Origin of the sequence: Nostoc sp. TCL26-01, from assembly GCF_013393945.1 — a bacterium.
Lineage (GTDB): Bacteria > Cyanobacteriota > Cyanobacteriia > Cyanobacteriales > Nostocaceae > Trichormus.
Map to the genome: position 1 here is coordinate 1,639,583 of NZ_CP040297.1, position 23,980 is coordinate 1,663,562.

Sequence of the window (23,980 nt, forward strand, 5' to 3'; positions counted from 1 at the left end):
TAAAGTTTTAGATAGCTATCAATAATACGGAAGTATCAGTCAGAGACTGGCAGTCTAAATTAAACAAAAAAATTTATCAGAGGCGTTACATGGAAATTGGCGTTCCTAAAGAAACTAAAGACCAAGAGTTTAGAGTAGGGTTGAGTCCTTCCAGCGTGCGGGTATTGCAAGAAAATGGGCATAGCATTTTTGTGGAGACTCAAGCAGGTAATGGTGCAGGGTTTACAGATGATGATTATCGCAGTGCGGGGGCAGAAATTGTCCCGACGGTAGAGTCAGCTTGGAACCGAGAATTAGTGGTTAAAGTTAAAGAACCGCTAAGTAGCGAGTACAAATTTTTGCAGAAAGGGCAGATATTGTTTACCTATCTGCATTTGGCAGCCGATCGCAAACTCACGGAGCATTTAATTGATTGTGGCACGTGTGCGATCGCTTACGAAACCGTAGAGCAATCAGGGGCGAATAAATTACCTTTACTTACCCCCATGAGTATTATTGCTGGTCGGCTAGCAGTCCAATTTGGTGCTAGATACTTAGAACGTCAGCAAGGCGGTAGAGGTGTGCTGTTGGGTGGTGTCCCTGGAGTCAAACCAGGCAAAGTAGTAATTTTAGGTGGTGGTGTAGTTGGTACAGAAGCGGCCAGAATCGCTGTTGGTATGGGTGCTGCTGTGCAAATTCTCGATGTAAATGTGGAACGCTTATCTTACTTAGAAACTCTCTTTGGTTCTAGAGTTGAATTAGTTTATAGTAATTCTGCCCACATTGAAGCAGCTGTCCAAGAAGCCGATTTGCTTATCGGTGCTGTTTTAGTACTAGGACGGAGAGCGCCAATTCTAGTATCCCGCCAATTAGTCAAACAAATGCACCCTGGTTCAGTAATAGTTGATGTTGCTGTTGACCAAGGTGGTTGTGTAGAAACCCTACACGCCACATCCCACACTAACCCGATATACATAGAAGAGGGTGTTGTACATTACGGTGTTCCCAATATGCCGGGAGCAGTACCTTGGACAGCTACCCAAGCCTTAAATAACAGTACATTACCTTATGTTGTGCAGTTGGCAAATCAGGGAATTAAAGCACTAGATATTAACTCTGCTCTTGCTAAAGGTGTCAACGTCCAGAATCATCACCTAGTACATCCCGCCGTGCAAGAGGTATTTCCTGATTTGGTAAGTTAAGAGTTTACCTTTTAGGATGGGCATCTTGCCTATCCTCATCACTCTACAAGATGAATAATTTATTTAGGAGCAAGCCTTAAATATCAAGTTGTTCCAGGACTTCCAGAAAATAAAATATTCAATGGGTGAGAGCAAGCATGATCATGGAATTTTTCCTGCCCTGCTCCCCCTGCTTACCCTGCCTCCCCTGCTCACCAAAGGTTGGGTTGAGGAACGAAACCCAACCTTTTCGCGGATTTGTTGGGTTTCACTTCGTACCCTTCGGGAAGCAAGCTACAACCCAACCTTGTATCTTAAGAGAAGTAGTAGACCGTCCCAACCTTGGTCAAAATAGAGGCTAACGTTGAATTACGTTAGCGTAGCGGTAGCGAGTCCGCGATAGCGCAGCGTTAGCGACGCTCCTGCGTCGCGTCATTACGAATTACGAATTGGCATTCTGTAACTCAGCCGTACGTACTGACAACTGTTGTGTTTGATTACCCCGTTGCACTTTCACTTGTAAAACTTGCCCCAGACGGCTATCTTCTACAATGTTTTGCAACTGTTCTGCACTAGTGATTGCTACCCCATCAATTTGCAGAATCACATCTCCGCGTCGGATACCAGCATTTGCAGCTGGGGAATTTGGTAAAACTCGGATGACTAAAACCCCGTTGACTTCAGGGATAGTGAAAGCAGAATTAGGATCAGTGTTGTTTTGTTTAGCTAGCTGGGGTGTTAAAGTTGCCATCTGTACACCCAAGTAGGGGTGAGCAACTTTACCATCACGTTGTAATTGAGTTGCGATCGCTTTAGCCTTATCAATAGGAATAGCAAAGCCGATACCCATAGCATCAGCCCGAATGGCGGTGTTAATCCCGATGACTTCACCTTTGTCATTCAATAAGGGGCCGCCAGAATTACCAGGGTTAATAGCTGCGTCAGTTTGAATGAAGTCCAAACGCTTATCAGTGATTCCCACTTGAGCGCTAGAACGCTTGAGAGTACTGACAATACCAAGTGTAACAGTATTATCAAAACCCAGAGGATTACCAACAGCGATCGCCCAATCTCCCACTTGCACATTGTTGGAAGAACCCAAGGAAGCCACGGGTAAATTATTCCCAGCGTTAATTTTCACCACAGCTAAATCTGTGACTTCATCAATCCCTTGAACTTTGCCATCAAAAGTGCGACCATCCTTAAGACGAACTGTCACGCGATCGGCTTTATCAACTACGTGAGCGTTGGTCAAAATTAAGCCATTTTTATCAATAATAAATCCAGAACCCAGTCCCCGCATTTGTTCTGGTGGTAATTGCCCTTGGAAGCTATCACCAAAAAAGCGCCGGAAAAAAGGATCTTCCATAACAGGATCGACACGACGAGTAATCGTCCGTTCTGTGTCAATTCTGACTACTGCTGAACCAACACGATTGACTGCTGCTGTGACAAAGCTATTGTTACCTACAGCTACCGTTGCTGGTGATTGTTTTTGAGCAACTAGTTCTGGCACAGCTACAGTTGTATTAGGATTGGGTGCAGGTTCCGCTTGTGATGGCAACACACGCAGAGTGCTAACCGTCAGTGCCACTCCTATAATTATTGCTAATACATGAGTACCGAGTTGGCGTATAGACCGTCGTACTTTGGAGAATCGCATATTTACAACCTAATCTAAAAGCCTAATTTTTACTTGTTGATGACAATGGTATCCATTGTTATTTTGACAAATTTGCTGACAATCCCCCGATATTGACGTTGGCTTCCTACCTGAAGTTTCGCCATTTATACCGCAATCTCTCTCCTACACCTGAAACAAACCATCTGTAATTAAAATTAATTGAATATTTAGCCCAATAGCTACTATGGAGATTTCTACTTCCAAGGTTCGGGTTTTACCCATTATTTAGTCAATAGTCATTAGTCAATGGTCATTAGTCAATAGTCAGTGGTCAGCACTCTCTCACTCAGCACTCCCTCACTCTCTCACTCCATCCCGATTGACCCTCTCTAGGCTAGGATCTGAAGTATTATCAGTCTTTAGTATTTACCCATGAATGGATCAAACCGATTAGATCAAGAACCTTTGCCTGTATCGCCAAAAATGGAAGATGACCACGATCATGATCATGAATATAACCTCTCAGGTCATACGCATGGGGAGATCAATACGGTTCATTCTCACATTCATTCTGAAGAATCATTAAGAAAGATTGTTAATCGATTGTCACGTATAGAAGGTCATATTCGTGGTATCAAGACAATGGTGCAACAAAGTAGCCCTTGTCCTGACGTTTTGTTACAAATTGCGGCTGTTAGGGGTGCAATAGATCGAGTAGCCAGAATTGTTTTGGATGAGCATTTAACTGAGTGTGTTGCTAGAGCAGCCAAGGAAGGTAACATAGATGCAGAAATGGAACAATTAAAAGCTGCCTTAGATAGATTCTTACCGTAATCTATATTGATGGATGATTGAATCACTCTTTTATTCATCTGAAAAGATATAGCGTTTCTCGCTTTAGTGAAGTACATTTCGTTGAATTTAGAGGCTAGAGAGTAGACTGTAACTCATCTGACTCTTAACTGCTGTAACAATATTTCTGGCAATATAGATGTTGGGTTCTACTATATTCCACTCAACTTACTTTTTGTTTTTCCGGTACTTTTTAGGTTATAAGATAATTGCACTAAGCCAGTGTTAAAAGTCTCCATATTTTTTAACTCTAGTGCTGTTTCTAGAGTGCGATCGCTAAAGATTAAGGGAATGCCACTACCTAAAATAATGGGGTGTATTGAAAGAATTAATTCGTCGATAAAATTGTGTTTGAGAAAAAAATAAATCATCTGTGCGCCACCAACTAACCAAATATCACCACCGCTTGATTGACGTAGGTCATTAATAAAATCTTGCCAATTACTACTCACGTATTTAGCATTGTTGCTAGGTTCTTGTTGTTGTGTTTGAGAAAAAATAAAAACTTCCTTTTCATGGTATGGGTAATCACCAAAACTGAGGACTTGTTGATAAGTTTTATTCCCCATAATGATAGTGTCAACTTTGGCTAAAAACTCAGTGTAACCATAATCTTGATCAGTGAAAAGCCAATCTATATCTCCTGATTCTCTGGCAATATATCCATCAAGACTAGAAGCAATAAATAAACTAATTTTTCGCACTTTCTCCACTCCATTTAAGAGGACGTTTGAAAAGTCTGTTTCTTTGTCATGTTGAATGCAGCGTAGCGGAATGAAACATCTCGGTATGTGCCACAAAACCTAGATTCTTCCTGACGCTCCGCTCCAGTCAGAATGACATTTTTATACCTACTGAAACTTTTCCAACACCCTCTAATACCAATTCACGAAAAATTTGATTCAAATAAAGCATCAAGAATAAAATCCCACCCTGTTATAGAAGCAACGGTTAATGTGTTTAATTTCTCCAAACGTTTCCAGATAAAGTGTCTTAATTCATCTAACGTGGCAAAACTTTCCCAAGCCAAATGTCTTTTAACTTCTTCCCATAACCGCTCAATTGGATTAACTTGCGGTGTGTGTGGGGGTTGAAATAACAAAATTATATTTTCTGGTATCTGAAGATGTTGGCTAAAATGAAAAGCACCGTTGTCTAATTGAATAATATGTATATCTTGGGAATAAGTAGCAGAGAATTTTTCTAAAAAAATCTGAAAACAAGCCGCATTTAAATGAGAAAACTCCCAAATAAAATATTCGCCCGTTAACGGTTCTACTAATCCGTATAAATAAAAATTCTCCCGTTTCCATTGCATGATACCGATAGGTTTAGTCCCAAAGTTGGTAATTAATCTACCCGCTTCAGTCTTCAACCCCACACGGCTTTCATCCTCGCACCAGTATCTAATTCTTCTTTGCTTATCTATTGGTGGTATGACATATTTCTGAATTACTTCTATGTATTGTGGAAGTTTTTTTTAAACTCCTCTTCCGCTTCTGGTTGGTGTTTTATACCTACTGCACGCGGTACTTTTAGCTTCGCTTTCATTCGATAACGCACTGTATCGTGTACTACTTTGTATGAAGCTTCTACTCCCTCTACCGCTTTTAACCATGTTCGGATTTCTTCATAACTTTTAAATCCCTGGGGGTCTTCTAGTTCCTTTGAAAGTTGCTCTTGAACATCTGTGTTAATAATTGGTGGTCGCCCTGAACCTTTTTTTCTTGATACCAGAGTGTCAATTCCCGATTCTGCATAAGCCTTTAACCACCTTTGCACTGTGGCACTTCCTTATCCCTTCACTACTGCCAAATCTTGGATTGTCTTTACCTGCTGTATTTTCAGTAAATACAATGCTTGAATACGTTCTTTCCCTAATACAGTTTTTTGTTTTTTCAGCAGTTCACGTAATTCTTCTGCTGACTCTTGTATTTTTACTTTTGTGACTCCAGCCATGAACTTCTACTCATATTTCTGATTTAACTATTTTTATCATTTTTTTAGTGAAATGGTATAACATATTGGCTCTTCTTGGCAGTTTTCTAGCAACTTCTTCCATTGTGTGTCTGTCTCTAGATATAGTTCTATATGAATATGTTTTTCCTATCCAATCTCAGCTATTAGATGCTGGAAATGAGATTTATCTTCATGTTTTGATATATTAAATGGTGGCAATGAAAAATGATGGAAAATACATTAGTTGATAAAACCTTTCGTGACAGCGATGGTAATATAGTCATCGCTCAGATGCCTAACCCACCACTAATTGTGTGGGTAGTGGCTAGTTTACTAAGTTTAGTTTTGACAAATGGCAAGATTAATGCAGTCTTAGATTTTGTGGCAAATGGCTCCCTATTTACTTGGGCGTGGATGGAATTATTTCAAGGCGTTAATTATTTTCGTAGAGCGCTAGGTCTTGCCGTCTTGATTGGTATGATCGCATCAAAAGTGATTTAATTTATCTATTGGCTGTTTCGTAAATTTGTTTATGCCTAGCTAAAAGCTGACGGTATGTTGCATTTGTTTTTGCTTCTATCCACTTGGCTTTGAATATTGCTGCTGACTCAGCCTTGACTGGATCTACATCATAGGGTAGGATTTCTTTCTGATCAGTGGCAGGCGATCGCTCATACTTTTTACCACTTTTATGATTTGCATAACGACGCGATCGCGTATAACCCATTTGTAAAAACTTCCGTGCCATATCTGCACCAATAAAGTCATCTTTTTCTAAATAATCAAGAAAAATTTGGTAGATTTTTTCACTGGATTCTCTAGCAATCTCAGGAGTTTTAAAGCGCCAATAGGGAAGAATTTCTGATTTATATGGCTCTACTAAAAGTACACCTTGTTCACCTTTACCGACTCGATAAAGTTCAGGATGTTGGCGAAAATTGATATTTTGATAATCCAAAGAATAATCGAAAGTCATTACTGAATTATATCATACCTGCCATTCTTTGCAGTTTTCTAGCGACTTCTTCCATTATATAAAAGAAGGTAAAAAATCTGAGTAGTTCATCTATGGAATAGTCTGTTTGCGGTATGGTTTTGAGTTGTTCCAATTCCTTTGTAGCTTGAAAAAGAGCAACATCTATTTCTGTTAAAGATATGTGAGTTTCCCTCGATTTAACTGCCATTGCTAAGGTGAGGAGAGAATTTTGTGTTTCATTTGATAGTGCGGTAATTTGGGGTGATAACATTTGCCAAAAAGTATCCTGTTTTCTGGCTAATACTGTATGCTCCATCGCCAAAATATGTTCCCAAATTCTGCGGATGAGAAATTCCCCAGCTTCATTAAGCTGTGTTTCTGATGATTCATTTGTTTGTCCCTGTTTAACTTCTTGCCAGAGTTCTCTGCTTGTTCTTAGAGACGTGATGATAGTTATTTTCAAAGCATCTACAGATTGGCGATCATATGTTCCTGTTAACGCACATTCTATAACTAGGTGATAAAATTGTTGCAAGTTTACCAAGATTTGCGATAAGCAACGCCTCAGTTCTGTATCCGCATGAGCAGGAAAAATTAAATTATTAACGAGTAAGGCAACAGCAATACCTAAAAGAGTTTCTAAAAATCTATGCCAAGCATATATTAAAGGTGAACTACTATGACTCAAAATCACGATCGCTGATACATAACCTGCTAACTTGGCTGCTTCGTTAAATTGCCAATAATAAGCCAGCCATAAAGTAATAAATACACATATTCCTAATGACCAAAAATTACTCCCCAAAACAGAAACAAATATGACACCAGCGATAGCCCCAGTCACCGTTCCGATTAATCGCTGCACACCTTGCTTAAAAGTACTACCGTGGGTAGATGACATAACAATAATTGCCGCAATCACTGCATAAAATGGATATTCCCATTGCAACTTTTGGGCAATTACAAGCGCCAGTGCAGCAGCGACACCCATTTTAAATGCCATCTTGCCGTGGATAATCAATGACAGACCTTTAGGTGTTGCTGCCCAAGTGATAAATTTGGAGATAATTGGGACATGATGCGATCGCAGAACACCCACCTTTCTTTGAAAACGCTCCGCGAATGATGAAGCTTGGGAATTTTTGCCTCGATTATCGGTGGGAGAAAGACGCTTACTAGGTTTTACCATGCCTTTCCCATCCTAAATACCCAGACTAACCTCATATGACAACCAGGAGATAGTGATGAAAATTTACTATATAACTTTAAATAATACAGATGAAGCACGAAAAATTGGTCGCACATTACTTGAGCGTAAGTTAGCAGTTTGTGTCAACTGGTTTCCAATTACTTGTGCTTATAATTGGCAAGGAGAAATTACTGAAGAAGCAGAAGTAGTTCTGATTGTCAAGACTCAAGATGGTTATGCTTTAGAAATAGAGCAAGTGATTCAAGAAAATATTACCTATACTAATTTTATGGCTGAAATTTCACCTGTAGCCGTGAATCAAAGTTTTCTCAATTGGTTAAACGCTGAAGTCCCAGTGCGATCGCTACAACCTACCCCATGAGAATTTTTAAGTCAGAGAGTGAGGGAGTGCTGAGTGCTGTTAGCGGAAGCGGGGCGTTTAGCCCGTGCTGAGTGAGGGAGTGAGGGAGTGCTGAGTGCTGTTCGCCCTTGGCGTTCCCGAAGGGTGTGATGAGTAAATTTTCACTATGTTTCTAATGACTAATGACTATTGACTATTGACCATTGACCATTGACCATTGACCATTGACTCTTCCCATAAACTGATGCCAAGAAGACAAAAAGCTGGTCAAATAGAAGTAACGTTGCTTACACCGGAGTAATGACAGATCGCGTATTAATTCTTGGAGGCAGGGGGCGAATTGGTGGTAGTGTTGCTCAAGATATAGCCACCTATACCCAAGCGCAGATTACTATTACGGGACGTTCTCCACAAACTGCTAAAAGTAGTAGCTGGGATTTGGGAGAGAGAGCGAAGTTTTTGGTGTTAGATTTGGCTGAGGTTGACAAATTACGGGAAGCGATCGCCAACTCTAATCTAGTTATTCATTGTGCGGGGCCGTTTCACTATCGAGATGCCAATGTTCTGAAAATCTGCATTGAACAAGGCGTTAACTATTTAGATGTTAGTGATCATCGTTCTTTTACTAGTAAGGCTTTAAAATATCATCAGCAAGCCGTTGCTGCGGGTGTAACGGCAATAGTCAATACAGGGATTTTTCCTGGTATTTCTAATAGTATGGTACGTCAGGGAGTTGAGCAATTTGACGAGCCAGAAAAGATTCATTTAAGTTATTTAGTAGCTGGTTCTGGTGGTGCGGGAATTACAGTCATGCGGACTACATTTCTCGGTTTGCAATATCCTTTTACGGCTTGGTTGGATGGTCAATGGCAAACAGTTAAACCCTATAGTCAAAGAGAAGTGGTGAATTTTCCTTCACCCTATGGAAACACTGGGGTTTATTGGTTTGATATGCCAGAAACTTTTACTCTACCCGCAGCTTTCCCCACAGTGAAAACTGTGATCACTAAATTTGGCTCAGTCCCCGATTTTTATAATCACTTAACTTGGATTGCTGCACATATTTTTCCTAAATGGTTAATGCAACGTCATGGGGCGATTGAATTCTTATCTCATGTGAGTCATTTCATGACAGATGTGACTAATCCTTTTAGTGGGATTGGTGTTGCGGTACGCTCGGAAGTTACAGGTATAAAAGCAGGTAAAAAGGATATTTATTGCTCAACTTTAGTACATGAAAATACAGCAGTAGCGTCTGGTTGTGGTACAGGTAGTATTGCTCAATTTTTATTAGAAGGTAAGTTGCAAAAACCAGGAGTTTGGGCAGTAGAATCAGCGCTATCGACAGATTTATTTATCCAAGCTATGCAAAGCCGAGGTATCACAATTCATCACAGTTAAGATTGCCAGCAATAGACAATAGGTATAAGAGTTTTGTTCGGGAGCATCTCACTTTTTTTTATTATCTTGTTAAAAAATAAAAATTTGTATGCCCCCTTTTGTCTTAGTTAATTTTTAAAAAACTTACAGATTAATTCACCAGGATCTTGGTTTTTAAATGCTACTACAGTACCATCTTTTTGCACCTTGACTTTTTGACGACAGTTATAAAGTTCAATGGGAGTTTGTTTGCCATCAACACTCACACTTGCTCTATATTCCCAATAATTTTTAGCACTACGATTAATGCTAACTATGCAAATCCGATGACCTTGATAGTTACGACATACTTGAGCAAAAGCAGGAGATGCAATAGTGTTTGAGACAATTAATAGTAGTATTAAGGCGATATGTTTGGATAGTTTTACGTTCAAATTTGATAGTCTCATACCATCTATACTTTACCGCACTGTTGATTCGCTGGTAAAGCTTCTAGCATCCTCTTGGGTTTGGGCAAATTTAGGTGATTCATCAACTCAATAAACTCATAGCGATCGCGTCCAGCAAACCGGGGATTCCAACGTTTTTCTTCACCGATGGTAGAAACTGTCTGCCCTTGGTAATCGTGACCAGGATAAACTAATGTATCTTCTGGTAGGGTAAATAATTTTTGGGTGACAGCATCGTATAATACTCCAGGGTCGCCACTTTGAAAGTCAGTACGACCACAACCACGAATCAATAGAGCATCTCCGGTTAACAAGTGCGTACCATTGACGAGATAAGCTAAATGACTATTGGTATGACCAGGAGTAGCGATCACTTGAATCTCTACATTCCCCAATCTTAATCTCTGACCATCCCCCAGCGCAAAATCGGCACAACTAGCGGCGGCGTTCTCTGGTACAACACCCAAGCACCCAGTCAGCCCCCTGAGTCTATCTGTACCAGTGATATGATCGGCGTGGATATGGGTTTCTAGACAATATTGCAAAGTCAGTCCTAATTCTCGCAGTACCTGTAAGTCACGTTCTACCTGTTCGATCACCGGATCAACTAAAATAGCCACCTTAGTTTCTGAATCAGCAATCAGGTAAGTATAGGTACTTGATTCTTGGTCGAAAAGTTGGCGAAATAGCATAGTTTGTCGCTGCAACGCAAACGCAGGACTAGAAATAAACAAGTTTCTCTCAACAGCAGCATAGGTGCTAAGTGAATTGATTTCAGTAACTCCTGCGCCAAACTTGCTGAATTCTTCTTCATTTCTGGTTTGCCAAAGTTTAAGTACCTACGCATAAGTATTTATGTATTTTTCAACAATACTGAAATCGCTGTATCTCATTGCTATTGCCTATTGCCTCTCTCAGCTAGATAATTTATTTTGCACAACTACTTATCCTTGGCGATTCTTGGCAGTAAACAAACCCCAGATGACAAAAACCGTCAACCCTAAATAAGCTGATACAGTTAACCACTCTTGCCAGTTAGTCAATAAATTATTCATCAGTAAAAATGCGGCAAATCACCACAAAATCTTCTCTATCCTCTATCTTACGCCTTGCCGCTATCAGTAGATTCCTCATTGAAATCATAAAAAATTTCTGCTAGTTTTCCGGAATTGCCAACAGCGCCGTGGTATTACTTATCAGTACAGCGAATTATACAGAAACTCTATAATGAACCCTCTGGGGGATATCCCCACTGCTTTCACCAAAGCCCGGTTATAAAAACTGGGCTTTTGGCTTTGATATCTGCCTGTAGTAGCAAACAGTGTACTCACATTTTTGAGTAGATTAACAACAGGCTATCTCTAGGGCAGTTATGACTTTTGTGAACAGTGAAGATTTGGTGCTGGTTGTTGGTGCTACTGGTGGAGTAGGACAACTGGTAGTAGCTAAGTTGTTGGAAAAAAATGTGAAGGTTCGCATCCTGACGCGGAGTGTGGAAAAAGCAACAAAGATGTTTGCCAATCAAGTGGAAGTTGTGGTTGGTGATATCCGCAAACCCAATACACTCCCCGCAGCAGTAAACGGTGTGACTCACATCATATCTTGTACTGGCACTACCGCTTTTCCCTCAGCTAGATGGGAGTTTGAGCCAGAACCTAATTTATTAGAATGGGGGAAATTTTTTCTCGATTCTGATTATAGGGAAGCGCAAGCCAAGAATAGCCCAGCCAAGCTTGATGCAGATGGTGTGAGTAATTTAGTCGCCGCCGCACCACGTAATTTAAAAAGGTTTGTGTTTGTTTCTTCTTTAGGCATTCGCCGCAAACATCAGCTACCGTTTAAGATTCTCAATGGGTTTGGTGTGCTGGATGCCAAACAAAAGGGTGAAACTGTTGTGATCAATTCGGGATTACCTTACACTATTATCCGTCCAGGACGCTTGATTGACGGCCCTTACACTTCTTATGACCTCAATACTCTGCTGAAGGCGACAACTGGCGGTAAGCTGGATGTAGTTTTGGGTCAAGGTGATACTATTGCAGGTGATGCTAGTCGAATTGATGTCGCCGCAGCTTGCGTGGAATCTATCTTTTATCCATCTAGTACAGGGCAAGTTTTTGAGTTAATCAATCAAGGTACAAGGCCATCTGTGATTGATTGGGAAAAACTGTTTTCTGGCTTAACAACTCCTATTTAGTATTCCCACCAGCAAAAATACATCCACCCGTTAGCAAAAACGCCAATGTCGCACCCAATGTACCTGCAATCGGTGTAATTGCTTGGGGTTGGAGGAAAATTGCCCCAAATATACTCATTGCTAAAGCAAAACCACCAAAATATGTGCCTATTGCTAAACCTTCCCAAGGACGAGATACTAACTTGAAAGCAAAAGGTATTGTGCCGTTGATGATGAGACTAAAGCCGAATATGAGCAGGCACAGAAAAGGAACTTGCAAACTGACGAAAACCATAACTAGCAGTGAAATCAGGGTGATACCAATACCCAGCAGCATGGCTTGACGATCGCCTATCTTCACACTCAACCACCCAGCAGGTAAACTAGCAATGGCGATCGCTAATCCTACCCACACCATCAACCAATCATTACCAGGAAACTGGGTAAGTAAAATCTGGCTTAAAACACCCATCAGCAACCGAGAACCCCACCCCACACTAAAACCTGTAGTCAAAATTAGACTCAATTTAAACCAAGGTAGGGATACGGTTTTTTTGGGATATTCATCAACTGGTGGATCTTGATAGTTGACTAATCGCAACACATATGCAGTCGCCAGTAAGACTAGAGAAGCGATCAAAAAGGCAAATATTGAGCCTAAACTGAGGATAAACTTATTGGCGATCGGTCGAAAAGCCCCAACTATTCCCCCAGCTAAGGTAACAACGCTAAATGCTAAGGGTAATTCAGCAGGTGTGGAGTATTTATTAAGTAAAGCCATCGCTGGACTACGAAATATTGTCATGGCTAACGCCCAAGCGACTAAGGTGATTGGTAAGAGCGATCGCCAAACAGATTTCGGTTCCACAAAAGTGACAATACATGGTATGGCAATCAACAAAGTCGCTGACAGGATCACACCTGCGGAAATAAAGAGAAATCGACTACCTACCCAACGTTGGTTTTGTTCAGAAAGTCCACCCATGAGTGGTTCTAGAATCACACTCAAGGCATTTTCAATGACTAACAAACTGACGGCTAAAGATGGGGGAAAACCAAACTGAACGAGAAGCTGGGGTAGATAAGCATGATAAACTAACCAACAAAGGGTAATTGCTGCCTGTAATCCGGCTAATACCCAAACCCGAACCCATAAAATATTTGACGATAACTTTAAACCGTTCATCATAAAAATAGAGGGGTTAATTCTGTAGAATTATCTTTCCCCTCTAAACTATTTATATTTTATATTCGCACTTTTCCGGCTTAATATTCGGGAACAGATGAGTCTACTTCTCGACTCCAAGCTGTGATTCCACCTTTAACATTTGTCCCCACAATTCCAAATTCTTTAAGAATTGCCAGGGCTTTCGCTGATCGCCCACCCATTTTACAATGAGCAATTAAACGATGACCGTTGAGTACTTCTTTTACCTTCGCTACACCCGTACCGTTTTCAATCTCTGGTAAAGGTACTAACACAGAACCAGGAATCTTGGCGATTTCGTACTCGTTGGGGTTGCGAACATCTAGTAAGACAAAATCCTTAGCGCCACTATCCAACAATTCTTTTAACTGAATGACAGTCATTTCTTGAATTTCTTGCTGCTGTTGCGCCTCTGCGGCTTTGGCTTGAGGGATACCACAGAATTGTTCGTAGTCTATCAGCTTTTCAATGACTGGGCGGATGGGGTTAGGACGCAGCTTTAACTCCCGGAATTTCATCTCTAAGGCATTGTACAGTAAAAGCCTGCCACTTAAAGTATTGCCATTGCCCAAAATAATTTTCACAGTTTCCGTGGCTTGAATCACACCAATAATTCCTGGCAGAATCCCTAAAACTCCACCTTCTGCACAGGAAGGAACCATTCCTGGTGGTGGTGGTTCTGGGTACAAGTCGCGGTAGTTCGGCCCACCTTCGTAGTTAAATACCGTTGCTTGTCCTTCAAAACGGAAAATAGAACCGTAAACGTTAGGTTTGTTCAACAACACACAAGCGTCGTTCACAAGATATCTAGTAGGGAAGTTATCTGTCCCATCCACCACGATATCGTAATCTTTCACAATATCTAGGGCATTTTCCGAACTGAGACGAGTTTCATAAAGATCAACCTGACAGTAAGGATTAATCTCATGAATCCGGTTTTTTGCTGATGCAATTTTGGGTTTACCTACCCAGGATGTCCCATGAATCACTTGGCGTTGGAGGTTGGAAGTATCAACAACATCAAAATCGACAATCCCGATACGTCCAATACCTGCGGCTGCTAAATACAAGAGTAATGGTGAACCCAGTCCACCCGTACCAATACACAACACACTAGCAGCCTTGAGGCGTTTTTGCCCTTCTACGCCCACTTCCGGTAAAATTAGGTGGCGTGAGTAGCGTTCGTAGTCGTCTTTAGTCAACTGGATTTCATCCAGATTGGGGTTTAGCATAAGAGATTGAATGAGGAAGCGCGGATTATTGATTGTATCGAAAAATGATATCCGTCTTGAGAGTTAAGTATTTAAGATATGTTATCAATTAGTGTGTGTCTAACCATAAGACTAAATCAGCCAAGCTGGTAAAATCTAACAGTGCTTCACCGAGATTTTCTAATTGTTCTAGGGAGAGAGTATTTAGGCGATCGCTGATATCTTGTGGTAATTCTCCCACTCTTCGTGTTATTAATCGGAGAATCAGCGATCGCTCTCTTTGCTGACCGATTTGCTCACCACGTTGCAGTCCGCGTTCTTCTCCACGTTGCTCACCCTCAGCGAGAATTTCTTGATAAATCACCGACTCGCGCATCATACCCTCCCGAAATATTTGTCTAATCAAATCCTTTCTATATTTTAACCCTGCCAATATTTGCGTATAAGCCGATATTTCTGGTCGTTGTGTTGGTTCAACTTGACTCACTTGTTGGACAACTCTTTGTAGTAATTGTTGTGGTTGAGTTGTTGCTGTGAGTGGTGCTAAGGGTAACAATGCAGGATCATTAAGAAACATCTCTGGGTTTTCTTCCCACATCCGAATCACTCGATACTCATGACGGGTATTTTCGACTGTGAATGCTGTTTCGATGATTGTTCCTGGTGCGGGAGGAAGTAATAAGACGACTACTTGCGTAATTGGCAGACGATATAAACGATACAATCTCACCCAATAATCCAGCATTCGCAGGGGTAATGGTGGTGTGGATTCGAGTTGGGTTTGAAATTCTAGATGCAGAATGCGTCCTTCTAGTTGTAGAAATGTGACGTAATCAGCTCTTATTGGTTCGATACTCAATTCGGTTTTCAGGACTTTGACGACAGTTTGTGGTGTTCCTAACACCCAACTGGCAAAGGTTTCGGGATGTTTTTCTGATAACAGTTTACAAAGATTATCAAATGACATTGATGATGAGTGTCAGTTTAATGCAGCTTGACTATTATCCTGTTTTTCTGGTACTTAAGTTGCTGTGATGAGTTGGCGATCGCATCTCGTCAACTTAGACTCAGAAATATTTTATTAGTGAGTGTCTAACCATAAGACTAAATCAGCCAAGCTGGTAAAATCTAACAGTGCTTCACCGAGATTTTCTAATTGTTCTAGGGAGAGAGTATTTAGGCGATCGCTGATATCTTGTGGTAATTCTCCCATTCGTCGTTTTATTAATCGGAGAATCAGCGATCGCTCTCTTTGCTCACCACGTTGCTGACCGATTTGCTCACCCTCTGAGAGAATTTCTTGATAAATAACTGACTCGCGCATCATACCCTCCCGAAATAGTTGTCTGATCAAGTCTTTTCTATATTTTAACCCTGCCAATATTTGCGTATAAGCCAATATTTCTGGTCGTTGTCTGGGTTCAACTTGATTTACTTGTTGCACAACTTGTTGGAGTAATTGTTGTGGTTGAGTTGTTGCTGTGAGTGGTGCTAAGGGTAACAATGCTGGCTCATTGAGAAACATCTCTGGGTTTTCTTCCCACATCCGAATCACTCGATACTCATGACGGGTGTTTTCGACTGTGAATGCTGTTTCGATGATTGTTCCTGGTGCGGGTGGAAGTAATAGTACTACCACTTGCGTAATTGGTAGACGATATAGCCGATACAATCTCACCCAATAATCCAGCATTCGCAGTGGTAATGGTGGTGTGGATTCGAGTTGGGTTTGAAATTCTAGATGCAGAATGCGTCCTTCTAGTTGTAGGAATGTGACGTAATCCGCGCGTATGGGTTCGATACTCAATTCGGTTTTCAGGACTTTGACGACAGTTTGTGGTGTTCCTAACACCCAACTGGCAAAGGTTTCGGGATGTTTTTCTGATAACAGTTTACAAAGATTATCAAATGACATGGATGATGAGTTTAATTACCAAATACTTGTGGCCAAGTTGTAAAAATAAATACGGCTACAGCAGCGATCGCTAGCACGCCTTGAATCAAATTCCCGACTAATGTACCGACAACAATACCGATACCAGCCTTCACAGCCAGCCAAAGTTCTCGGCGGTAAATATACTCACCAATAATCGCTCCTAATAATGGGCCTAGTAAAATCCCTAACAGAGGGCCACCAAAAGGCAAAGCGGGTAATAATCCGAAAAATCCTAAGATTAAACCGACAAACGCACCTATTTGTCCCCATTTACTAGCGCCTGCTTGCTTTGCTCCCAAGTAACCAGCTAGGAAATCAACACCAATACTTAAAATTAAAACAATAACTGTCACTACCAACGGAATTTTAATCGCCGCAAAGGAACTACTGACAATTCCCCAGATAATGATGGCAATTAAAATTAAACTGGTTCCAGGAATAGCCGGAACTACAGCACCAATCACACCCACAATCATTACAGCAATCAGCAACCAATAGACTATTTGCATAACAAGAAAAATATATTAGGCATAGATTAGTAAAGTGCAGCACTAAACGAGACCCACCTGGATGAATGACTTGTATTTGGCATAGTTAATTTTCATTCAACAGCATAAGCGGTAAATTGGCGTTTGAAAGGAGAATGAAACCCAATCACAATATCTGAGGGAGGAACACCTAATTCTACCAATTGTTCAGCAATAGATTCTTCTGTACCATTATATTGAATCCATATTTTCCCATTTTTAATATCAAGATGTATGATGGGGCCAAATACCCGCTTGTCTCCTTGCCAACCAACATAAGCTAATTGATAGTGGTCATTTTCATGGTCTAAAATTAATTGGGATTGAACAGTATCAGTATGAGATTGTTCTTGCTGATGTTCGCTTAAAATTTGTTTGATTAATTGTCGATAAAGTTCTATTTTATCCATAATCGAATTTCCTCTTGTTTGGGATCATAAATTATTAACTTAACTTGATAACGATGAAGAGCGCCTTGGATAAAGGAAAGTTGAAAAAAATCTGTATATGTTTCGATAGGAACTGCTAAATAAACTATTCTATCTACCTCTTGTTCTTCTAATGCTTGACGGTAATTGAGATATTGCCCAAGTGCAGTATGAAATTCACTAATATCTGAATCGGCAATAAAACTTTTAATTTCAACTGCTATTTTTTCTGTGTTACGTTCTGCGGCGATCGCATTTTCAGCACCTAAATCTATTTGTAATTTAACCACTTCGCTAATACGAATTGTAAAAGGGTCGTGAGTAATTATCCAGCCATCTTTTATTAATGCTTTTTTTACCTGTTGATGAAAAACATCTTTAGCCATTTTTCTATATAGATTATAGCCTCAAGTTTATAAATTTTCTTGGAGTGTTACTGCTAATTTATCAGCAATTCCGGCTATCCAGTTTTCATCTTGTTTTGTGTAACTTCTAGGGGCATTTGCGCCTAAAATTAGTACTCCTTGATTGCCTAGAGGTTGACAGATTACCCCTTGAGTATTTTCGGGTAAATAATCAAATTCAATTCTGCCAGGGTAGACATATAGAGCTACTAAATAAACAGGTTGTTGTTTTTCCAAAACCCGTTTGACAATTGCACCGGGGATAACTTCTGCTTGAGAACCCAGAATGCCGCGACGTAACAAAACTTTGCCTTGATAATAAATTACTAGCGATCGCGTTACCGTGTTCGTCAATAATAAATGAGATGCCCAGGCTAATTCTGTTTTCACGGCTGTGGGTAAGTCCTCTGCTAACACAAAACCTTCTTCCCCAATCAGTTCTACTGCATCAGGCGATCGCGGCTGCACCTGTTGCCAAATTAAACCAGTTAAAATTAGCACAGCGCTCAAAATTACTCCCAGTACATCACCTCGCGCTTGCGAATCTGTAAGTTGAGGTGTCAGTAAGCGATTAATCAGCAAAAGAACAGCGCCTAACCCACCTACTACTAAGGGTAAACGCCGCAAAACTCGATTGGGATCAGGTTTGGTCATTAGTCATTACCTGCATTTCTCACAAAACGGTAGGGGCGGGTTCACAAATATGCTTCAATCATTCACGAATATCTGGTTAACCCGCCCCTACAGTCTCTGGACTTCGGTTTGATAAATTTCGTGAGAAATTCGGGATTAGCATTTCTTCTTCTCCCCTACCTCCCCTGCTCCCCATTTTTTACTCTTCTCCTGGTTCGATGATGCGTTGAAATAGATAACCAGTACCGCGTGCGGTGAGGATTAATTCTGGATTACTGGGGTCATCTTCTAATTTTGCTCGTAAACGGGAGATATGTACATCAACGACACGGGTATCTACGTGACGTTCTGGTGTGTAACCCCAGACTTCTTGCAAAATTTCTGAACGAGAAAAAGCTTCTCCTGAACGACTCACTAATAATTCCAACAGGCTAAATTCCATACCTGTTAATCTGATGCGCTCATCACCTTTGTAGACTTGCCGTTTGTTGGTATCGATTTTGATGTTACCAACATGAATCACGCCGGAACTGGGAATACCGGAAGCACCTGTTTTGTCTACCCGACGCAGCACTGAGCGAATCCGCGCTTCTAGCTCTTTGGGGGAGAATGGTTTAACTACGTAGTCATCAGCACCCAATTCTAATCCTGTGATGCGATCGGCTACGTCCCCCAAGGCTGTTAGCATAATAATAGGGACATCTGATTCCTTGCGTAATTCTTGACAAACACCATAACCATCTAGCTTTGGCATCATTACATCCAAAACTACTAAATCAGGATCGGCTTTGCGAAAAGTTTCTAAAGCTTCTTCGCCATCGCCAGCTGTGACTACATCGTAGCCAATCATCGACAGGCGTGTTTCCAAAATCCGGCGAATGCTGGCTTCATCATCTACTACCAGAATTTTTTCTTTATGACTTTCCAAGTTTCTCAACGCTCCTTAACTAAAATTTTTCATGATTAATTTTTAATACCATAATATTAAGATATCATTCCCACAAATGATTTGGAAAATGCTCTAAATATGGCTATTAATTGGATTTTTCACTTGAGCAATCATTAAAGAAAAATTAAGATATTTAATATTACTTAAGATTTAAGAATGGCAAAGCCCAAAACCTTTTACATTTGTAACGAATGTGGCTCAGAATCTCCCCAGTGGTTTGGTAAGTGTCCCGCTTGTGGTACTTACAACTCTTTAGAAGAACAGATTACCATTCAATCCTCAGTAGATGTGCCTAGTCGGGGTGTGGGTGGTTGGCAAAGTCAAAGTAATGGTAAACCTGGGGCAAAGCCAGCTAAACCAAGGGCTTCCCTCACATTTGATCAAATTACCGATCGCCAAATTGCTCGATGGGAATCTGGTTACGGTGAACTAGATCGAGTGTTAGGGGGTGGTGTGGTTCCTGGTTCAATGGTGCTGATTGGTGGTGATCCCGGTATCGGTAAATCTACTTTGCTATTGCAGGTATCAAACCAACTGGCGCAAAGATATCGCATTTTATATGTCACAGGTGAAGAATCAGGACAACAAGTAAAATTGCGGGCTTCTCGCTTGGGTGTTTCCAAGCCTCTCAATGTTGTTAGTGATGAGAATGAAACAACAGTCACAGAGGCATCAGTACCGGAAATTGTTGAGACTATAGGTTCTGATTTATACGTATTACCGGAAACAGATTTAGAAGAAATCCTGCGAGAAGTAGATTCTCTCAAGCCAAATGTGACAGTCATCGATAGTATTCAAACCGTGTTTTTTCCTGCTTTGACCTCAGCACCTGGTTCAGTCGCTCAGGTAAGAGAATGCACAGCCGCCTTAATGAAGGTGGCAAAACACGAAGATATTACCATGCTAATTGTCGGACACGTAACCAAAGAAGGGGCGATCGCCGGGCCGAAAGTTTTAGAACACCTAGTAGATACAGTACTGTATTTTGAAGGCGATCGCTTTGCCTCTCATCGATTGTTACGTACCGTCAAAAACCGTTTTGGCGCGACACACGAAATCGGCATCTTTGAAATGGTAGAACACGGGCTAAGGGAAGTCCCCAACCCCAGTGAGTTATTTTTAGGCAACCGTGATGATCCGGCTCCTGGGACAGCAATTGTCGTAGCTTGTGAAGGTACACGTCCTATTGTTGTGGAATTACAAGCCTTAGTCAGTCCCACCAGTTATCCCTCACCGCGCCGGGCTGCCACAGGTATAGATTATAACCGTCTAGTGCAAATCTTAGCGGTATTAGAAAAGCGAGTCGGGATTCCCATGTCCAAACTAGATTCCTACGTCGCCTCGGCGGGAGGATTGAACGTCGCCGAACCAGCCGTAGATTTAGGAATTGCGATCGCCATCGTTGCCAGTTTCCGCGATCGCATCGTTGATCCTGGTACAGTATTAATTGGTGAAGTCGGCTTGGGTGGACAAGTACGAGCCGTTTCTCAGATGGAACTGCGGTTAAAAGAAGCAGCTAAATTAGGATTTAAAAGAGCGATCGTTCCCAAGGGGCAAAAATTCCCCAACTTGAACATTGAAATTCTTCCAGTTTCCAAAGTCATAGATGCAATTATCGCTGCCATTCCCCACCAAGAACTCACAGAAGAAGATTTCAATTTAGATGAAGAGCAGGAGGAATAAGAGTTTTAGCTTAGTTCATATTGCTTTAATGTGAGTTCGACAGCAATTTATTTAATTGCATATTTTTCTGATAATCATCCGATAAATCTATAGATCACTGTGATATTCCAGCTTCATGTTGTGAATAAAACAAGAGTCATCATGACTTCTTGATTTTTTTTGGGAGTTACCTGGATTTTCACCTCTGAGTTCTCAACTTTACCCAATAATCACTAACAGCTATAGGAACACAAGTTATGTTTAGACATGGAATTGTCACTTCAATTGCCAGCAGCATAGTATTGAGCTTACTAGCGACTGCTGCCGAATCAGCACAAGCATCTACTCTGGTATTTAGTGGATCAGGAACGACAGCCACTAATGCTTTCAATGATTTTCGCACAGCGATCGGTGGTGGCAGTCGGATAAATTGGGATGCTGTCCGTCTTGATGGTACGGATGTTAACCCTAACACTCAAGTAATTGACCCTGGGAAAACAGTGGCAATTCCAGTTGATCGCTTCCTGGGTGCAGGTGCGCTGTTTGCTGATCCTTATGCAGTAAGTGGCGATGGGTTTGCTAGCGTCAATCCAGACACCACAGGAGAGTTTCCCGCTTTCAGTCCGCAAAATACCTTTGTGATGTTCGATTTCAACTCCGGCCAGTTCGATGATCGTTTCATTGAGCAAAGCTTCGTCTTACCTGGAGCTAACATTGCTGCTGGGACAAGAGGTTTTGGTGCTATCTTCGTTGATACAGAAAATTCCGACAGCAGCAGTATCGAATACTTTGGCACAACAACTAGTGGCGCAAAAATCAGTCTGGGTAAATTTTTCGTTCCTGTAGGTGCATCCGGAGAGCCACAGTTTCTGGGAGTTCTTTTCGACAACCCTATCGTCACCGAAGTACAATTGACTGTTGGCACTAATGCACTGTTTAGCTTTGATGGTACAACTATCCAGTCCTTTGGTGGTGAAGATTTAGCAAATGGTATTGATCTAGTTGCTACCGATGATTTTGTCTTTGCAACACCGACGACACCAACCCTGATCACTGTCCCAGAACCAACACCGCTATCTGGTTTTGGCGCTGCTTTACTGGGCATAATTGGTTTTCTCTCCAGAAAACGTCCCATTAGGGGTTAAGTGTTTGACTCATCTAGAAACTATTTGAGAATTTGATCTAAAAGGTTTCTGGCAGGTTGTGCTTTAGCTAAAGCTGCTTGATGATCACTATAAGCACGAACTAGGCGTAAAAGACTACTTACCCCTGTCTTCAGTTGCTCAAGTTCGACACCTGCTACCAACTCCCCATCTAGCATGCGCTCAACTATCGGTTTGATATCACCTATTTCTTGGCGAACTTTTTGCAACTTCTCGACACTACTTAGTAGGCTTTTAAGTGAGTTGAGTATTTCATCAATATCTTGAACATCTTCAACTTGTATTGATGAATCTTGAGTTTCTCCTGTATCTTCAGTATCAACCACAGATGATTCCTGTGTAGTTGTTTCAATTTTAACTCCGTTTGACTTTGCCATTCATGCTTCCTCAAGGAATTTTTCTTAGTGTATCGCTAAACTGGTGAGTAAGTTGGAGTAAATGAATGTCATCAGTCATTAGTTTATCATTGACCAAATTAAGTAGTCGTGCAAAATTAAATATACATTTGTCATTGCATTGGCACAAGCCTTCCCGTAGGGTACGTAACAAAGTGAGTACTTATTACTTTTGACTGTTGACAATCTTATCCTTGATTTTATTGTGTTATCTTACTGAATCTCGTTTGTCAACTAATTTGTCTAATCACTTTTGTGAGATAACCTTCTTTGCTAGTCGTAGTTTGAGGCTAATTTTTCCCACTATCGAAATTAAGGAGATTTATGCAGCTATTTGATTTATACTTTTAGATTCGTTTGATTATGGAGAAATGTTAAAGTTGTATGTCTAGCCTAAGTTCCGATATGGTGCGCGTTTATTTACAAGAAATTGGTCAGTTCCCCTTATTAACATCAGACCAAGAAATAACTTATGGCAGGCAAGTACAGCAAATGATTGCCATTGAGCGAGACAAAGCTGCGCTTTGTCAAGAATTGCATCGGCAACCAACGTTAACAGAATTAGCGACTCATGTACATAAGAGTGAAACTGAAGTCAATCAAATACTTCAGCTTGGTCAACGAGCAAAACAAAAGATGGTGACAGCCAACCTGCGGCTGGTGGTTTCCGTTGCCAAAAAGTATCAGCGTCGCAATTTGGAATTTTTGGATTTGATTCAAGAAGGAGCCATCGGTTTACAACGGGGTGTAGAGAAGTTTGACCCCAATCGGGGTTACAAATTATCAACTTACGTATATTGGTGGATAACTCAAGCTATCACAAGAGCGATCGCTGAAAAATCTCGCACTGTTCGCCTACCAATTCATGTGAACGAAAAACTCAATCAAATTAAGAAGATCCAGCGCGAATTATTTCAAAAATTAGGTCGTCGTGCTACTGTCACAGAAATTGCTCAAGAATTAGGCCTAGAATCTAGTCAAGTGCGAGAATACTTGAGAGCTGCTAGTGGGACAATTTCTCTAGATTTAAAGGTGGGAGATAACCAAGATACAGAATTGAGTGAACTTCTCAGCGATGAAGGCGTTTCACCCAACGAACATATCACTCAAGAAATGCTGCGTCAGGATTTAGATAATTTGTTAGCATCACTTAAACCCGTGCAGCGTGAAGTACTAATTTTGCGATTCGGACTGTTGGATAATCAGGAGAGAAGTTTAGCCCAGATTGGAGAACAGCTAAATGTCAGTCGAGAGCGAGTTCGCCAAATCCAGCAACAAGCTATGAATATTCTGCGTCGTCAACAACCGGAAATTGGACAATATCTATTTTCCTAAATTA

The 23,980-nt window shown here is 41.0% G+C and carries 28 protein-coding genes; 9 read left to right on the forward strand and 19 right to left on the reverse strand.

The genetic code is table 11. The features are described from left to right. Positions 1 to 89: 89 nt before the first annotated feature. A complete protein-coding gene (gene ald / locus FD725_RS06915; RefSeq protein WP_179047439.1) occupies positions 90 to 1,181 on the forward strand; it encodes an alanine dehydrogenase in 1,092 nt (363 codons plus the stop codon). 421 nt (positions 1,182 to 1,602) lie between these two features. Here ald and FD725_RS06920 read toward each other — a convergent pair whose 3' ends face one another. Further along, the gene (locus tag FD725_RS06920) at positions 1,603 to 2,823 is read right to left on the reverse strand and encodes an HhoA/HhoB/HtrA family serine endopeptidase (protein ID WP_179047440.1); all 1,221 of its coding nucleotides are present in this window, start codon (positions 2,821 to 2,823) and stop codon (positions 1,603 to 1,605) included. 393 nt (positions 2,824 to 3,216) lie between these two features. Between FD725_RS06920 and FD725_RS06925 the strand changes: the two genes are divergently transcribed. Continuing rightward, the gene (locus tag FD725_RS06925; RefSeq protein ID WP_179047441.1) at positions 3,217 to 3,618 is read left to right on the forward strand and encodes a metal-sensitive transcriptional regulator; all 402 of its coding nucleotides are present in this window, start codon (positions 3,217 to 3,219) and stop codon (positions 3,616 to 3,618) included. Between the two features lie 170 nt (positions 3,619 to 3,788). Here the strand turns inward: FD725_RS06925 and FD725_RS06930 are convergent, their stop codons facing one another. From FD725_RS06930 to FD725_RS06945, 4 genes are all read right to left on the reverse strand, one after another. After that, positions 3,789 to 4,340, reverse strand: a complete 552-nt coding sequence (locus FD725_RS06930; protein ID WP_179047442.1) for a dihydrofolate reductase family protein — start codon at positions 4,338 to 4,340, stop codon at positions 3,789 to 3,791. Positions 4,341 to 4,522: 182 nt separating this feature from the next. Continuing rightward, on the reverse strand, positions 4,523 to 5,098 hold the full coding sequence (locus FD725_RS06935) for an IS630 family transposase (protein ID WP_306296904.1): 576 nt from the start codon (positions 5,096 to 5,098) through the stop codon (positions 4,523 to 4,525). Further along, positions 5,095 to 5,418 carry a helix-turn-helix domain-containing protein gene (locus FD725_RS06940; protein WP_179047366.1) on the reverse strand — a complete coding sequence of 108 codons (324 nt, stop codon included), beginning with the start codon at positions 5,416 to 5,418 and terminating at the stop codon, positions 5,095 to 5,097. Before FD725_RS06940 ends, FD725_RS06935 begins: the two co-directional genes overlap by 4 nt. Before the next feature lie 12 nt (positions 5,419 to 5,430). Continuing rightward, positions 5,431 to 5,595, reverse strand: coding sequence for a hypothetical protein (locus FD725_RS06945; RefSeq protein WP_179047365.1), 165 nt, complete (start codon positions 5,593 to 5,595; stop codon positions 5,431 to 5,433). Positions 5,596 to 5,823: 228 nt separating this feature from the next. Between FD725_RS06945 and FD725_RS06950 the strand changes: the two genes are divergently transcribed. Beyond that, the gene (locus tag FD725_RS06950) at positions 5,824 to 6,096 is read left to right on the forward strand and encodes a hypothetical protein (protein WP_179051460.1); all 273 of its coding nucleotides are present in this window, start codon (positions 5,824 to 5,826) and stop codon (positions 6,094 to 6,096) included. 1 nt (position 6,097) lies between these two features. Here FD725_RS06950 and FD725_RS06955 read toward each other — a convergent pair whose 3' ends face one another. Both FD725_RS06955 and FD725_RS06960 read right to left on the reverse strand, forming a co-directional pair. Beyond that, positions 6,098 to 6,571, reverse strand: coding sequence for a DUF4385 domain-containing protein (locus FD725_RS06955; RefSeq protein WP_179047443.1), 474 nt, complete (start codon positions 6,569 to 6,571; stop codon positions 6,098 to 6,100). Positions 6,572 to 6,578: 7 nt separating this feature from the next. Further along, positions 6,579 to 7,760, reverse strand: coding sequence for an aromatic acid exporter family protein (locus FD725_RS06960; RefSeq protein ID WP_179047444.1), 1,182 nt, complete (start codon positions 7,758 to 7,760; stop codon positions 6,579 to 6,581). 55 nt (positions 7,761 to 7,815) lie between these two features. On the opposite strand from FD725_RS06960, the gene cutA reads away from it, so the two are divergent. Next, a complete protein-coding gene (cutA, locus tag FD725_RS06965; RefSeq protein WP_179047445.1) occupies positions 7,816 to 8,142 on the forward strand; it encodes a divalent-cation tolerance protein CutA in 327 nt (108 codons plus the stop codon). Positions 8,143 to 8,421: 279 nt separating this feature from the next. Beyond that, positions 8,422 to 9,522 (forward strand): saccharopine dehydrogenase family protein, encoded by a 1,101-nt coding sequence (locus FD725_RS06970; protein ID WP_179047446.1) that lies wholly within the window; start codon positions 8,422 to 8,424, stop codon positions 9,520 to 9,522. Between the two features lie 107 nt (positions 9,523 to 9,629). Here the strand turns inward: FD725_RS06970 and FD725_RS06975 are convergent, their stop codons facing one another. Continuing rightward, positions 9,630 to 9,935, reverse strand: a complete 306-nt coding sequence (locus FD725_RS06975) for a hypothetical protein (RefSeq protein ID WP_372726708.1) — start codon at positions 9,933 to 9,935, stop codon at positions 9,630 to 9,632. A 20-nt stretch (positions 9,936 to 9,955) separates the two neighbouring features. Continuing rightward, positions 9,956 to 10,642, reverse strand: a complete 687-nt coding sequence (locus FD725_RS06980; protein ID WP_179047448.1) for an MBL fold metallo-hydrolase — start codon at positions 10,640 to 10,642, stop codon at positions 9,956 to 9,958. A gap of 680 nt (positions 10,643 to 11,322) precedes the next feature. Here FD725_RS06980 and FD725_RS06985 point away from each other — a divergent pair. Continuing rightward, positions 11,323 to 12,147, forward strand: coding sequence for an SDR family oxidoreductase (locus FD725_RS06985; RefSeq protein WP_179047449.1), 825 nt, complete (start codon positions 11,323 to 11,325; stop codon positions 12,145 to 12,147). On the opposite strand, the gene FD725_RS06990 is transcribed toward FD725_RS06985, so the two are convergent. The 9 genes from FD725_RS06990 to rpaB all read right to left on the reverse strand — a co-directional run bounded on the left by FD725_RS06990 (position 12,140) and on the right by rpaB (position 19,400). Beyond that, positions 12,140 to 13,312, reverse strand: coding sequence for an MFS transporter (locus tag FD725_RS06990; RefSeq protein WP_179051461.1), 1,173 nt, complete (start codon positions 13,310 to 13,312; stop codon positions 12,140 to 12,142). The two genes, FD725_RS06985 and FD725_RS06990, sit on opposite strands and share 8 nt — an antisense overlap. 80 nt (positions 13,313 to 13,392) lie before the next feature. Next, the gene (moeB, locus tag FD725_RS06995; protein ID WP_179047450.1) at positions 13,393 to 14,565 is read right to left on the reverse strand and encodes a molybdopterin-synthase adenylyltransferase MoeB; all 1,173 of its coding nucleotides are present in this window, start codon (positions 14,563 to 14,565) and stop codon (positions 13,393 to 13,395) included. A gap of 88 nt (positions 14,566 to 14,653) precedes the next feature. Continuing rightward, a complete protein-coding gene (locus FD725_RS07000; protein ID WP_179047451.1) occupies positions 14,654 to 15,511 on the reverse strand; it encodes a DUF4351 domain-containing protein in 858 nt (285 codons plus the stop codon). Between the two features lie 114 nt (positions 15,512 to 15,625). Then, complete coding sequence (locus tag FD725_RS07005) at positions 15,626 to 16,459, reverse strand: DUF4351 domain-containing protein (RefSeq protein ID WP_179047452.1); 834 nt, start codon at positions 16,457 to 16,459, stop codon at positions 15,626 to 15,628. Between the two features lie 11 nt (positions 16,460 to 16,470). Then, the gene (locus FD725_RS07010; protein WP_179047453.1) at positions 16,471 to 16,989 is read right to left on the reverse strand and encodes a DUF456 domain-containing protein; all 519 of its coding nucleotides are present in this window, start codon (positions 16,987 to 16,989) and stop codon (positions 16,471 to 16,473) included. A 92-nt stretch (positions 16,990 to 17,081) separates the two neighbouring features. Then, positions 17,082 to 17,417, reverse strand: coding sequence for a XisI protein (locus FD725_RS07015; protein WP_179047454.1), 336 nt, complete (start codon positions 17,415 to 17,417; stop codon positions 17,082 to 17,084). Next, entirely contained in the window at positions 17,405 to 17,821 is a 417-nt protein-coding gene (locus FD725_RS07020) for a XisH family protein (RefSeq protein WP_179047455.1), read from the reverse strand. The genes FD725_RS07015 and FD725_RS07020 overlap by 13 nt, the downstream gene beginning before the upstream one ends. A gap of 27 nt (positions 17,822 to 17,848) precedes the next feature. Further along, positions 17,849 to 18,493: a cofactor assembly of complex C subunit B gene (locus tag FD725_RS07025; RefSeq protein WP_179047456.1), complete on the reverse strand. Its 645-nt coding sequence runs from the start codon at positions 18,491 to 18,493 to the stop codon at positions 17,849 to 17,851. A gap of 178 nt (positions 18,494 to 18,671) precedes the next feature. Continuing rightward, on the reverse strand, positions 18,672 to 19,400 hold the full coding sequence (gene rpaB, locus FD725_RS07030) for a response regulator transcription factor RpaB (RefSeq protein WP_017742704.1): 729 nt from the start codon (positions 19,398 to 19,400) through the stop codon (positions 18,672 to 18,674). Positions 19,401 to 19,577: 177 nt separating this feature from the next. On the opposite strand from rpaB, the gene radA reads away from it, so the two are divergent. Both radA and FD725_RS07040 read left to right on the forward strand, forming a co-directional pair. After that, complete coding sequence (gene radA, locus FD725_RS07035) at positions 19,578 to 21,104, forward strand: DNA repair protein RadA (RefSeq protein ID WP_179047457.1); 1,527 nt, start codon at positions 19,578 to 19,580, stop codon at positions 21,102 to 21,104. A gap of 236 nt (positions 21,105 to 21,340) precedes the next feature. Further along, complete coding sequence (locus tag FD725_RS07040) at positions 21,341 to 22,228, forward strand: PEP-CTERM sorting domain-containing protein (protein ID WP_179047458.1); 888 nt, start codon at positions 21,341 to 21,343, stop codon at positions 22,226 to 22,228. Between the two features lie 20 nt (positions 22,229 to 22,248). Here FD725_RS07040 and FD725_RS07045 read toward each other — a convergent pair whose 3' ends face one another. Then, positions 22,249 to 22,623, reverse strand: coding sequence for a hypothetical protein (locus FD725_RS07045; protein ID WP_179047459.1), 375 nt, complete (start codon positions 22,621 to 22,623; stop codon positions 22,249 to 22,251). Between the two features lie 402 nt (positions 22,624 to 23,025). Between FD725_RS07045 and FD725_RS07050 the strand changes: the two genes are divergently transcribed. Beyond that, positions 23,026 to 23,976, forward strand: a complete 951-nt coding sequence (locus FD725_RS07050) for an RpoD/SigA family RNA polymerase sigma factor (protein ID WP_179047460.1) — start codon at positions 23,026 to 23,028, stop codon at positions 23,974 to 23,976. The last annotated feature ends 4 nt before the right edge of the window (positions 23,977 to 23,980 follow it).